This is a genomic window from Sporosarcina sp. FSL K6-3508, assembly GCF_038615825.1.
In the GTDB taxonomy this organism is placed as follows: Bacteria; Bacillota; Bacilli; order Bacillales_A; family Planococcaceae; genus Sporosarcina; species Sporosarcina newyorkensis.
Window position 1 is genome coordinate 3,320,863 of record NZ_CP152016.1, and the last position, 13,315, is coordinate 3,334,177.

The following is a 13,315-nucleotide window of genomic DNA, read 5'->3' on the forward strand; positions in this document are numbered from 1 at the left end:
TTTAGGATTTGAATCTCTGTCGATAATCATCTTACCCTTCACCCGTAGGTACCGGCTTTAATAGTTTACACTTGGTAAACGCATAGAACATTATCAGATAAATAGCTTCATCGACTTCTTCATCTAATAAGTCACTTTCACTGATTAACGCACTATAACAAACCTCTTCTTTGAGTCGACGAAACACTTGTTCAATTACATAGTCACCATCAAGACTTTCTTGTTTTCTTACCTTTTCAACTTCTAGATAGACCGTACGAATTTTTTTCACCATTATTGCCTTTTTCAAATAACTATGTAAAACCTTTGAAACTTCATCGTAACCGTCCGAATAATTATCAAAAACTTCTATATAAAGGTCAACCTCATTATGCACAAATTTCTCCATCCAATCAGAATTTGTTTGGATCGAATATTCATCGTCATATTCGATGTTAAGCTCTGCAATCGTTTTACACACATCAAAGATAGCACTCCGTTTTAATATTCTAGGGGTCCGGCTGCCAAAATTAAAGGTTGTAAGCGTATTATTTTTACCAACAATTGAAGTTCCATTATCTCCGCTTCTAGCACTACTACTTAAGGCCATTATTTTCCTCCACGAATATTATTTCCATCTCCTATTATACTGTTTCCATTTTTACCCGATACTGCCTTTTTACTAGACAATATATCTTTTTTCGATGAATCCAATGTAATATTTAATTCTTGTTTCAAATGTTGTTCAATTTCTCTATTTTTAGCAGATACTCTTTTTGTAAAAATAATCGAAGTAATAGATAGGATTGAAGCGATAATTCCTAATATAAGATTTGCAGTTAACATTATTACACCTCAAATACTCTAAATTTTCTTCTATCATATCATAAAGTCAATAAATGAGTTTGGTATTAATAACCCAAAACAAGTATATCTAACACCTATAAAATATTATGAAAATTATCAAGTTGAGCGGCTCGCTATAGGCAACGACTCTGCAATTAAGGATAATAAATAAATTAATGATATTACTTACTATAGAACTGAAATCATAGAATTCGTTTAATAACTAAATACAGCTATAAGAATGGACCATCTCTTCCGTGACTTCCTACGATTAACGTAAGACTTACCATTCATTGCTAATGAGTTTACAAATGGGCTAACGTTAAGGATTTTGAAAGATAAAAATACCTAACCCCTCCGTATCTTGAACGGGGAACTAGGCATATGATCTTAAACTTAAACAATCGCTCCCAATAGTTGAATAAGGAAAAACAATACAAGCGCATTATTTAAATATGGAATAGAAAAACTCTGCGTTTTCTGATGAAACAAAACTTATCTCTGTATTTTCCTTATACGATAGTAAGGTTATATCTATTGGCAGATTAATAATACGCATTAATCTCTCCTCTAAGGTCTTCCTCAAATTTATCACTGAATCAAAATTACTAATTGAAGAATCATCATATAATATTAATATATCAATATCATTTGGTCTACAATTATCTTTAAGGATTGATCCAAATAAATAGAATTGAACATTAGCCGCTTCTGCCCCCGAAGAAAATAGGCTCTCCTTCATTATCTTCCTTAATGTAATTCCAAAACTCATCAAAGTTTATCGCTCCTAAAAATTCAGCTAATACAAATATTCCTATTTGTTCTTTTTTAGCTTCATTTTTAACTGATGGTGTATAACCGTTCCAGCTAGAAATGGTAAGCATAGCATTCATTTCAGGGTAGTTATTCTTTTGTTCAATAAAATCAGCCATTCCAATAGTATAAAGATCTGTAATAAGTAATTTAATATTCCGAAGGCCTGGGCGACGCTTAATCAAATAATAATAATCACTAATCTTCTTGTACTCTTCTACCTTTGAGTGACTTCTTAGTCTATCTTCTAAAAAAACAACACTATCTTGCCTAGGATTCATGACTCGAGCCCCTCTTCTATCATTTTTTTAAACGTTAAAGGGAAAACTGGTACTACTTCTCTATCTAATCTTCCTAGCGCATTCATTTCAAATGCTTCGGCATGCTCCTTAAATCCATAAAATATCTCTTGTTGTTTATATATCAATAGATTAATATTGCTTTCAATAACGTTAATAATTTTTTTGTTATTTGGAATTAACTTAGTGAGTTTCTTTACTGTCCATATATCTGCTACTTCTGACAATGGATTACGATTTGCAACTAGAGATTCTGGACCATATTGTTTATGTATTTGTGAGTTCTCTAATAAAATTGGAGCTACTTTTTCAAATAGTTCTTTTGTAGATTCCAACTTAATTTCAGTTAAGGCAATTCTAATTTTTTCTTCATGCTCTTCTTTCCAACTTATTATCTGTTGGACACTAAAGTTTTCGGGTGCTTTATCAATCATTGTATGATGCGTAGGACATAGTAAAATTAAGTTGCTATATTTATCTCTTTTATCTGCTGCTAAAAACACCTCGTTACCTCGAGGTCCTTTTTCACTTCTTGCAATTACATGAGCCATTTCACCAAGTGTAATAGAACCCGTATCATATGTCCGGGTGAGGTCTTCATTACAATAAGAGCACCTTCCGGCTGCTTTTCCCCATAACAATTTCAACTCTTTTTCCTGTATGGCCAATTTACTCCCCCTATCAAACATATATTCTATCCTTCTATTAAAAAACCTTTAATACTTACTACACAAAATGGACAGCTTACGGAATTGAGACTTTATTACGAATTAACCGATTTTGTACAATAAGTATAGCACTTCCATATCTGAAAAGTAAATTCATTGTAAATAATTATCCAGAAGGTATGAAATGGTGAAGGCAATGTCACTCACTCGTACAATCTATGTCACGTGTGATACATTTCATTAGGTGTATTAAGAAACCTTATTACGTTTAGTTTTCACCAATAGAACAACCCCCACATAATAAAAAAACTGAACTGTGAATTAAGAGCCGTACGCTCCCTTACTTACACAGTTCAGTTTAAAGCCCTTTTTATATAATATTATTTTCCTCGTATAACCCTCGGAATAACCAAAAAATCTATTTGATTGTTTCCTTTTAAATCAATTAAAGCATCCTGGACTCTCATTAAATTAATTGCATGATCTATATATACTTTTTCAATATTAAGTAGGACTTCGAAATTTTCTAATTCCTCATCATTAGAAATAATTACAGGTGTATCAACATCGGGCTCGTGCATCAGAATATAACTCTGTGTAGTTTCAGGTTTAATAGGATACCATTTATTATATAAATCTTCATATAATCCCTCAGGAATTTCTTTCTTTTTTTCTATTTCTTTAATCTTTTGTGATACTTCATTCTTTGCAATACATAATATCTCTCTAACTTGATAGCCAATATTAAAAATAATATCAGACATAAAACAGCTTTCTTTTAGTTGTCTAATAATTCTAATGAAGCTTTTTCTAAGCCAATAAATTATTAGTGCTTCAAGGTCTTTAAAAGTTATATCATCTTGATATACTATTTCTTCTCTAAAAGAATCTATAAATGTCTTATTATTATTACTCCAAATAAAATTTACAATCATATCATATTGTTGTCTGTGTGATTCATCAAAATCAAATTGCGGACTATATGCTTTTTTCTTTGATTCTTCCATCTCAGTCAGTGACCATAAAAAAGCTAAACGAGCACTAAAAAATGTTAGCTCGTGGTATTCCCTAGAAATATCAACTATTTTTTCTTCAAAGAAGATATGTCTATTCCACACATTCCTCTTTTCAATATTAAAGTTATATGCAACCTTATAATACAATTCTTCAACGAGTTCCTTTATTTCACCATCATTTCCAAACAATAACTTTCTTCTGGGTATTTCAAAAATGTTTTCTAAACGTTCTATTTGTCCCTTAGTAAGATATGTATTTTTCTTGTTGAATAATTTACCATTCTTCAATACATTTACTACATTTTCAGATATCATCTTTTTTCCATTTAATTCTGCACTTATAATTGCTGCCTTGTCTTCATACAACGCTGAAATTCTTTTGCTTATTTTCCTTATAAGTTCTGCCTCAATATTCACGTAATACCTCCGGATAATAAAAACCATAATAATTTAACCCTAGATTATTATTCTTTACATTCATAGTAACAAAGTAAAATCAATAATAAAATATAAGTAACTAAACAGCGCTGATTTAGTTAATACAAATTTAATTCCAAAGGAGCAGTTTAATATGAAAAGATTAAATTTATTTACAAAGATGATGATTGACGAATTTTTGGAAGGTAAAGTATTAATGGCCATGAAATCTGAGGAAGCTGTTGACTTTAATACAAAAGAAGTTATAGGCGCCAAATATACAATACTCATTTGGAAAGATGAGTGTCCATATTACGATAGAGATGATATCTCTAATGCCGGAGAAACTTTTTCCGTAAAAGTGAAAGGAGCAAAACCAAAAAAAATTATCCAGCCTATTCTTGTAGAATTACTTGAACCTTCTGGCGTTATTTTTGGAGACTTTAGAAATCAACTATCTGTAACGGCCAAAGATGTTGTTCCTGTAAAAATAGAAAGTAAGTAGGCGAGTCTATGTCCAAAATATATTATGAGACAATTAATGGTGTAGTAGACCCTAAGAGACGTAAATTCAAATCATTTTTTATTAGATCTATGTCTATTCTATTTGGAATTGGTTTAGTTAGCAAAATTTCATCAAAGCTTATACTCATTTTGCTAGACAATACTATTATACCCTATTATCTAGCAGCTCTCGTTAATTCTTGTAATAAAGTAAGTAAAGTGAGTTTTGGGTTGGGGATAGCTTTGCTATCTCTAACTGCTTTAGTTTTAATTGTTCAGTTTCTTTATTTTAACGGAAATAAATATAATACTGGAAAGCCGATTCTCAGGTACAACCAATTAAAAATTCAAAACCAAATTGAAAGTGGGTTAATAGATGAGGGAATTATTAATCCCAAAATTAAAACTCCTAATACCTTTGAAGTTGGGGAAGTGATCGCTAACCTAGATTATATTGAACCTTTTATCATGATAGAAGTTATAGGAGATACAGCTAAAAAAATGAATTCTATTGAGTCATTGATTAATTCTAATTTAAGAAATAAATTCTCTGATTTTATTGTAGATGATATTGAACAAAGCATAGATGGGAGATGGTATACATTTTACTTGAGAGATTCCTCCATATCACTTAGGTGGAGGCCTACTAACTTAAAGGATATGATTCCTAAAAATCCTTACATTTTAAAACTAATGGAAAATGTACATTGGGATATATCTAAAAACTGTCATGGATTAGTTACAGGTTCTACAGGCTCAGGAAAAACTTTTATGTTTTACGGATTATTAGTTCAAATCTTTTTATCTGGATCTACAATTTTCATTTGCGATCCAAAAGTAAGTGGTCTTGTTAGACTTTCTGATTTCTTACCACCTAATCATGTCTTATCAAAAACAGAAGATATAACAGAATTGATTTCAAAAGCAATAAACATTATGAAACAAAGACAACAACAAATAAATAGCTTAGCAAAACAGAATGGAAAATTCGATGTGGATTTTACTCATTTTCCAGAAATGAAACCAATCTATATAGTTATTGATGAAGTTGCTAGTCTATTTACTTCCTTTCAAAGTGAAAAGGATAAGAAAACATTCTTGCATAATTTAACACAACTTATCATGATGTCTCGTTCTGCAGGAATTTGTATATTGTTGCTAACTCAGCAGGGTAATGTTCAAGCTCTTGGTGGCAATAGCTCAATTCGTGAACAACTCTCTCTTAGAATTTTACTTGGTAGTTCTAGCCAACAATCTAGAACAATGACCTTTGGTGATGGTTTTGAATATCCTAAAACCAGATTTGTGCAAGGAGAAGGTTTGATTCTTTTAGACGGAGTAAATAATACACCATCATTGATTGAAACAACTGACTTAACTAATCTTGGTGATGACTTATACACGATATTTAAAGAAGCATATAAAATTGGTCACAATCGTTAATTTTATTTTATGCACAAACGCGCGTGCCTAAGGCAAAGCGCGTGTGCTTTATAATACATTCACTTTATTAGTGCCATATTCATATAAACCCTACAGACAAAGGGGTGAGGGCTTGTTATCACCCCTAATTTCGAAAGTGCCAGTGTTGCCAATAAACACGAAATGAGGTTAGACCTATGGTTAAAGCAAAAAATATGATGTATGTCCAGGATTTAGAACACCTACCCTTTGCAGACTTAACAGAATGCCTGGAACATATTAAGAAACATCTAAACCCTATAAAATACGCTGGTATTCTACACAATAAAGATATAAAAGAAGATGGTTCCCTTAAATCACCTCACATTCATGTAATGTTACAATTTGAAAATGCCAGAAGTATTGACAATGTCGCAAAAATACTAAAGGATAAGACCCAATATATTCAACAATGGAAAGGAGACTCTACAAACGGCTACTCTTATTTGATTCATGCAACTACTGACGCCCAAGATCAACATCAATATGATGTCAATGAAGTAAAAGCCAGCTTTGATTACAAAGATTTAATAGATAAAGCTAAAAAGGGCGTTAATTTCACCTTAACAGGAAAAGACGAATTAATTATTAAGGTACTACTAGACAAGTTATATATAGGAGAAATTACTAAAGAAGAAGTAGAAAAACATCTATCGGGTTCACAATATGCAAAAGCTAAAACCCGAATTGACTCCGTTTATCAAAAGCATTTGGAAATTATCGCAGATAAATGGAGAAAACACATGAGGGAAAACAATCTTTCCATTGAAGTTATTTGGATATATGGAGCTGCGGGTGTAGGAAAGACAAGACTTGCAAAAGACTACGCGTCTAAATACGGTGATGATTATTTTATTACTGGTTCTAGCAGAGACCCATTTCAGCATTATCATGGGCAAAAGATTATAATTTTGGACGAATTAAGACCATCAATATTTCAATATAGTGATTTGCTGAAAATGCTTGATCCCTTCAATGATGATGTAATGGGGGCTAGTCGATATTTTGATAAACCACTTACAGCAAATATTTTCATCATCACTTCTCCATATAAGCCTAAAGATTTTTATATGAAAATAATAGTGGAAAATAAGAAGTTTGATTCACGTACTGATTCATTCAAGCAACTAGCAAGACGAATAAATTTAGTTTTGCACCTTGATAAGGATTCAATACAAACTGCTTTTTATGACACCAAAATAGATAACTTTTTTCTTGAAAAATCAAGTAAAGAGTCGAACCCATATATTGAAGTAACAAGGAATGAAGATTATTTACAAGCTTTAACTACCGAAAAGTTATATAAACAGGTACTTAGTATGCTTAAAAATGAGCCTGTCACCAAGCAGCCCGAAGCTAATAATGACAGGCCACAAGACAATTCACAAACTGTCTTGTTCTAACTATCTCATTTTTGTTAAAAAGAAATGAAAGGTGAATCAATTCAATTCATGGAGAACAAGAAGTGTATCCCTTTTCCCTATTTACTAACAAGGGAACAAGCGTCGAACTTTTTAGGTATAGACCCTAAGTCATTTGATAAATATTTACGCCCGCATGAAGCACTTGAACGCTTCATGATTGGTCGGCAAGAACGATATACAGTTGAGTCACTAATAAAGTTTATTGAAAAACACTCGGTTTGATTTTTTGACAGTTGATAATATGCTTGGTTCAGAATACAATACAGTTGTATTCAACTAGCATCTATCAACTTTTTTTACGAAGGGAATTGATAGCATGGCTAGTATTGTAAAAAGAGGAAAATCATATAGAGGACAAGTTTCTTTATACAAACATGGAGAACACAAAAAACTCACTAAAACGTTCTCCACAAAGAAAGAGGCAAAGCTATGGGCTTTAGAAATGGAATTAGCGAAAGGAGAAGGGAAAGAACTTGCTCACAGAAATATAACATTTGCCGATTTCTTCGAGAACTGGATTTATGTGGTGAAGATTAAAGACGTTAAAGAAACTACTTTTCAAAATTATACTCGTGCTCTCGGAGTGATTAAAACCTTATTTCAGGATATTCATTTGAAAGATTTAAATGATATCGTCGTTCAGGGAAAAATTGATAAATATGCGGAAACACATTCTCGAAAAACAACTCATGAAGTTCTTCTGAAAATAAGAACAGCCTTACGTGATGCGTATGCACGTGGCTATATTACTAATGACTTTACTGCTTTACTAAAAACACGTGGAGAAAATCCCCCGAAGCGAAACAAAGCTTTATCTATCACAGCCTTTAAGCAGCTTCGTAATCATGTCTTACAGCATCCAGAAGAGGAATTTAACCTACTCGTACTACTAGGGTTAGAAACAGGTATGAGGCGTGGAGAACTACTAGGAATTCGTCCAGAACACTTATATGAGTATGGAATACAAGTCAGACTTTCGATAAGTCCTACTTCTGATGACACTTCATTAAAAACACCAAACGCAAAGCGTGACGTTTCTATAAATAAGGAAGTGTATGAACTTATTCGCAAAGTGCCTGTTAAAGACAATGGTTATATTTTTAACTTTGGCGGCTTTAAACAGTCCGAGCTATTAGCGGAGTTACTAAAGGAATTAGACATCGAAAAAACTACTTTTCACGGTTTAAGAGATACACATGCATCATTTTTATTTGCACAAGATATCGACATTGCTTATGTATCAAAACGATTAGGTCATGTTAATATTCAAACGACACAAAATTATTATCTGGAATTAATGCCAGAAAAAAAGCACCAGCAAGATGCTGATGCTTTAAATCTGTTAAGTTCTTTATAATGATCGAGCTGATTTGAACCAACTTGAACCAAAAAACCTTTGTAAACGTTGATACAATAAGAAATCGATTAACGTTTTGAGAACTGAGGTGCACGACGAGCGCCACGAAGACCGTATTTTTTACGTTCTTTCATACGTGGGTCACGCGTTAGAAGTCCTGCAGATTTAAGTGCTGGACGGAAATCAGGGTCTACAGTAAGCAATGCACGTGCAACGCCGTGACGGATTGCGCCTGCTTGACCTGTGTAGCCACCACCGTGAACGTTCACATGGATATCGTAGCTTCCAAGTGTTTCAGTTACATTTAATGGTTGTTTGATGATTTCACGAAGTGTTTCGAATGGTACGTAGTCTTCTACGTCACGATTGTTAACAACGATTTTGCCTTCGCCGGGAACTAGACGTACACGAGCTACTGAACTTTTACGACGGCCAGTGCCGATATATTGTACTTGTGCCAAGTGTGTTTCCTCCTCTTAATTATCCGCGAAGCTCATATGCTTCTGGTTTTTGTGCTGCATGCTGATGTTCTGCTCCAGCGTATACGTGTAGTTTCTTGATTGTTTGACGACCTAGAGGACCTTTTGGAAGCATTCCTTTGATCGCAAGTTCAAGCATTTTAACAGGATAGTTTGTACGCATTTCAAGAGCTGTACGCTGCTTGATGCTGCCTGTATATCCTGAGTGACGGTAGTAAATTTTATCTTTCAATTTGTTACCTGTTAATTCGATTTTCTCTGCATTGATGATGATGACATGGTCACCTGTATCAACATGTGGTGTGAACGTTGGTTTATGTTTACCACGTAAAAGTGATGCAACTTCTGAAGCAAGACGTCCAAGCGTTTGTCCTTCAGCGTCGACAACAAGCCATTTACGTTCTACTTCGTGACCTTTAGCCATGAATGTTGTACGCATAGTGTAATCCTCCTAAAAATATCAATCTGTTCCGTTGTTTTCTCTATCCCTAAACACAAATAAACTTTCCGGGGCTTATTGTGGGGTTATTGAAATACCATTTATCATGTTAACCTGAAATCCAATTAAAGTCAAGCGTTTTTATGAAAACGCCAGGATTAGTTGCCATGAGCTCAATAGGTCACTTCCATAAGGTACAAACCGTGTGCCGGCGCTGTTTTGCCGGCCATTTTCCGATCTTTTGCGTCACGTATTTTCCTGACGTCTTCAGGCTCGTCCCAACCAATGCCCACCGCCAGCAAAACACCCGCAATTGTACGCACCATATTGTAAAGAAACCCATCACCTTCCACTTCAAGTACAAGATGATCCCCTTGCCGCTCGAGCGACAATTTCCGAATGGTTCGGACTTTGTTTGTTGTAGCTGTCTTCGCTGAACAGAAGCTCGTGAAATCGTGAGTCCCGATTAAATGCTGAGCTCCTTCTTGCATCCGTTCTACATTGGGATTCCATCTGCCTAAATGGACTGCGAAATTCCTTTCAAATGGACTTTGCACTTCACTGTAAGACCATCTGTACACATAGGTCTTACCTGTCGCTCCATAACGCGCGTGAAAATCAACAGCCACTTCTTCTACTTCAACTACCCGCACATCTTTCGGCAACAATACATTTAGAGCCATCTTCCAACGATCTGCTAAGTCCAGTGGTGTATCAAAATGAATGACTTGCCCGAGCGCATGGACGCCCGCATCAGTTCGTCCGCTTGCTACAGAGTAAACCGAGGAATCTTTATGCAACTTGACTAACGCTTTGTCAATTTCGGATTGCACTGTTCGCATATTCGGCTGAGATTGATAGCCTGCAAAATTCGTGCCGTCATATGCAATCGTTGCTTTCATCCGTTTCATTCTATTCACTTCCTTACCCAAGCCAACACGGCCACTAATATAACAAACGAAATCAGGACACCGGTATCCCTCGTTTGCCAGGACAGCTGACGAAATCTTGTCCGTCCTTCGCCTCCACGATAACCGCGCACTTCCATAGCGACCGCTAAATCCTCTGCACGTTTGAACGCACTGACAAACAATGGTACCAGCAATGGGATGACTGCCTGCACCCGTTCTTTTATCGAGCCAGTACTCAAATCAGACCCTCTTGCCAATTGGGCTTTTAAGATTTTATCTGTCTCATCCATTAATGTCGGAATGAAACGCAAAGAGATTGACATCATCAAAGCTAATTCATGCACAGGTAGCTTCAGCTTCTTGAAGGGATTCAGTAGCGTTTCCAATCCATCGGTAATCGATATTGGAGAAGTAGTCAGTGTCAGTATCGTAGTGATTAAAACTAACACCAAAAAACGGATAGAAATAAAAATCCCCATTCGCAAACCTTCTTCATAAATTTTGATGAACTTCCATTCAAATAGGATGGCGCCTTCGCGTGTAAAGAATAAATGCAGTAAAAGCGTGAAAGCAATCAAAAAGATGACCGGTTTTAAGCCATTGACCAAAAAGTACGGACGTATCCTTGCTAAAGCTATAACGAATACTGTAAAGCCAAACAATACTGCATAAGATGCAACATTATTTGCAAGAAATACAGCAATGATGAATAGAAAGACAAAAAGCAGTTTCGAACGCGGGTCCATTCGGTGAACGATCGAATTTCCTGGAATATAACGGCCAATGATCATTTTTTCTAACATGGCCGCTCTCCCTTCCTTTCGATAGCAACAGACAGCTCCTGCGCTAGCATCTCTTCCGTCAAAGCTATACGTCCAAAGCGCTGACCAATCATATTTTCCACTTTTCTCTGGAAATGAACGGAACGAGGAATACCAAGCCTATATGAATGTAGCTGTTCCTCCTGCTCGAATATCTCTTCGGGTGGTCCTTCCATGACCGATGTACCCTCATGCATGACAAGAATCCGATCACTATAGCGTGCCGCGTCTTCCATACTATGCGTCACTAATATCGTCGTCAGATTTTCCGTTTCATGCAACCTATGAAACAGTTCCATGATTTCTTTACGACCCCTTGGGTCTAAGCCTGCTGTCGGTTCATCTAGCACGAGTATCGATGGCTTGAATGCCAATACCCCGGCAATCGCAACACGCCGCATTTGGCCGCCTGATAGCTCAAAAGGAGACTTCTGCAGGACATCCTCAGGCAATCCCAACAATTTCACCAATTCATGCGCCCGATCACGAGCAATTTCTTTAGGAACACCGAAATTGAGTGGTCCAAACATAATATCTTTTTCAACTGTTTCTTCAAACAACTGATGCTCAGGAAACTGGAATACAATACCGACTCGATGACGAATATCCTTTAGTTGCTTTCCCTTTGTTTGAGATGTAATCATCGTATCTCCAATTTTAACGACGCCTTCCGATGGTTTTAGAAGGCCATTCAAATGAAGGAGAAGTGTCGATTTTCCCGAACCTGTATGCCCGATGATCGAAGTATAAGATCCCGATGGAATAGCGGCTGTAACATTTTGTAATGCGCGCTTCTCAAATGGGGAATCCTTCGCATATAAATAACCTACTTGCTGAAGTGAAATGTCCACAATTCATTCACCAACTCTTCTTCTGTCATATGGTTACCCTGCAACTCGACACCCGTATCTCTTAATAGTTCCGAAACACGCAGCGCAAACGGCAAGTCGAGCCCGATTGACTCCAATTCAGTCCCTTGCTGGAATATTTCATGTGGTGTCCCTGTCATGAGTACTTTCCCTTCATTCATCACAAGAACCCGATCCGCAAGCAAAACTTCTTCTAAGTCGTGCGTGATCGATACAACTGTCAAACCAATTTCCGTGCGTAGTTTCTTTACAATCTCAATAACTTCTTCTCTACCTTGAGGGTCGAGCATGGAAGTCGCCTCGTCCAAAATCAACAGCTCCGGCTGCAATGCCAACGCGCCTGCAATGGCCACACGCTGCTTTTGCCCGCCAGATAGATGATGTGGCTCATGATTGACATAATCCGTCATCTTCACTTGCTCGAGCGCTTCATGCACTCGTTTCACCATCATCTCGTGAGGTACGCCGTTGTTTTCCAAGGCAAACGCCACATCATCCTGCACTGTTGAACCAACGAATTGGTTATCGGGATTTTGAAAAACAATCCCCATCTTTGAACGCATTTCCCATAAATTCTCCTCAGATAGCGACTCCAAAAAGAGGTTTACTTCACCTGACGAAGGAAACATTAAACCGATCAGCAGTTTAGCCAACGTAGATTTACCAGAACCATTATGACCTACAATTGCCAGCCACTGCCCTTCATACAAAGTGAAGGACACATCATCCAACGCCTTATTTGAAATAAGCGAAGACCCTTCCTCTTCCGTGTCATATGAAAACGTAACATGATGCATCGATGCAATTTCCTTCATTCGGATTCCTCCTTTTGCTATGTGTATGCCATTCTTATGTATAAAAAAAAAGCGCGTACCTCATCTAAGGAATGCGCCTTTTCATAACGTAAATGCCGGGTGCTCATGCCGACATCTCAGATGAGGTACGTAGAGCTAGACCAGTCGATTGCTCGCTGATCATAACACTCAGCTTTTAAGTCGTATAAATCTAATAT

15 protein-coding genes are annotated in these 13,315 nt (G+C 36.2%); 4 read left to right on the plus strand and 11 right to left on the minus strand.

The window, feature by feature from the left end:
• Positions 1 to 31: 31 nt before the first annotated feature.
• The 5 genes from MKX97_RS16515 to MKX97_RS16535 form a co-directional block, all read right to left on the minus strand.
• Positions 32 to 589 (minus strand): hypothetical protein, encoded by a 558-nt coding sequence (locus MKX97_RS16515; RefSeq protein ID WP_342536516.1) that lies wholly within the window; start codon positions 587 to 589, stop codon positions 32 to 34.
• Positions 589 to 825 carry a hypothetical protein gene (locus tag MKX97_RS16520; protein ID WP_342536517.1) on the minus strand — a complete coding sequence of 79 codons (237 nt, stop codon included), beginning with the start codon at positions 823 to 825 and terminating at the stop codon, positions 589 to 591. Before MKX97_RS16520 ends, MKX97_RS16515 begins: the two co-directional genes overlap by 1 nt.
• A gap of 701 nt (positions 826 to 1,526) precedes the next feature.
• On the minus strand, positions 1,527 to 1,919 hold the full coding sequence (locus tag MKX97_RS16525) for a hypothetical protein (protein ID WP_342536518.1): 393 nt from the start codon (positions 1,917 to 1,919) through the stop codon (positions 1,527 to 1,529).
• Positions 1,916 to 2,605, minus strand: a complete 690-nt coding sequence (locus tag MKX97_RS16530; RefSeq protein WP_342536519.1) for an HNH endonuclease signature motif containing protein — start codon at positions 2,603 to 2,605, stop codon at positions 1,916 to 1,918. The genes MKX97_RS16525 and MKX97_RS16530 overlap by 4 nt, the downstream gene beginning before the upstream one ends.
• Before the next feature lie 380 nt (positions 2,606 to 2,985).
• Positions 2,986 to 4,038 (minus strand): hypothetical protein, encoded by a 1,053-nt coding sequence (locus MKX97_RS16535; protein WP_342536520.1) that lies wholly within the window; start codon positions 4,036 to 4,038, stop codon positions 2,986 to 2,988.
• Between the two features lie 154 nt (positions 4,039 to 4,192).
• Between MKX97_RS16535 and MKX97_RS16540 the strand changes: the two genes are divergently transcribed.
• From MKX97_RS16540 to MKX97_RS16555, 4 genes are all read left to right on the plus strand, one after another.
• Entirely contained in the window at positions 4,193 to 4,543 is a 351-nt protein-coding gene (locus MKX97_RS16540) for a hypothetical protein (RefSeq protein WP_342536521.1), read from the plus strand.
• Positions 4,544 to 4,551: 8 nt separating this feature from the next.
• Entirely contained in the window at positions 4,552 to 5,985 is a 1,434-nt protein-coding gene (locus MKX97_RS16545) for a hypothetical protein (protein ID WP_342536522.1), read from the plus strand.
• A 176-nt stretch (positions 5,986 to 6,161) separates the two neighbouring features.
• A complete protein-coding gene (locus MKX97_RS16550; RefSeq protein ID WP_342536523.1) occupies positions 6,162 to 7,406 on the plus strand; it encodes a Rep family protein in 1,245 nt (414 codons plus the stop codon).
• A 337-nt stretch (positions 7,407 to 7,743) separates the two neighbouring features.
• Positions 7,744 to 8,784, plus strand: coding sequence for a site-specific integrase (locus MKX97_RS16555; protein ID WP_342536524.1), 1,041 nt, complete (start codon positions 7,744 to 7,746; stop codon positions 8,782 to 8,784).
• Positions 8,785 to 8,852: 68 nt separating this feature from the next.
• Here MKX97_RS16555 and rpsI read toward each other — a convergent pair whose 3' ends face one another.
• From rpsI to MKX97_RS16585, 6 genes are all read right to left on the minus strand, one after another.
• On the minus strand, positions 8,853 to 9,245 hold the full coding sequence (rpsI, locus tag MKX97_RS16560; RefSeq protein WP_009499023.1) for a 30S ribosomal protein S9: 393 nt from the start codon (positions 9,243 to 9,245) through the stop codon (positions 8,853 to 8,855).
• A gap of 19 nt (positions 9,246 to 9,264) precedes the next feature.
• On the minus strand, positions 9,265 to 9,702 hold the full coding sequence (gene rplM, locus MKX97_RS16565; protein ID WP_009499024.1) for a 50S ribosomal protein L13: 438 nt from the start codon (positions 9,700 to 9,702) through the stop codon (positions 9,265 to 9,267).
• 173 nt (positions 9,703 to 9,875) lie between these two features.
• Positions 9,876 to 10,613: a tRNA pseudouridine(38-40) synthase TruA gene (gene truA, locus MKX97_RS16570; protein WP_221835285.1), complete on the minus strand. Its 738-nt coding sequence runs from the start codon at positions 10,611 to 10,613 to the stop codon at positions 9,876 to 9,878.
• A gap of 5 nt (positions 10,614 to 10,618) precedes the next feature.
• Positions 10,619 to 11,416, minus strand: coding sequence for an energy-coupling factor transporter transmembrane protein EcfT (locus tag MKX97_RS16575; RefSeq protein ID WP_342536525.1), 798 nt, complete (start codon positions 11,414 to 11,416; stop codon positions 10,619 to 10,621).
• Positions 11,410 to 12,285: an energy-coupling factor ABC transporter ATP-binding protein gene (locus MKX97_RS16580; protein WP_221835282.1), complete on the minus strand. Its 876-nt coding sequence runs from the start codon at positions 12,283 to 12,285 to the stop codon at positions 11,410 to 11,412. Before MKX97_RS16580 ends, MKX97_RS16575 begins: the two co-directional genes overlap by 7 nt.
• Positions 12,261 to 13,118 (minus strand): energy-coupling factor ABC transporter ATP-binding protein, encoded by an 858-nt coding sequence (locus MKX97_RS16585; RefSeq protein WP_009499028.1) that lies wholly within the window; start codon positions 13,116 to 13,118, stop codon positions 12,261 to 12,263. The genes MKX97_RS16580 and MKX97_RS16585 overlap by 25 nt, the downstream gene beginning before the upstream one ends.
• Positions 13,119 to 13,315: the final 197 nt, after the last annotated feature.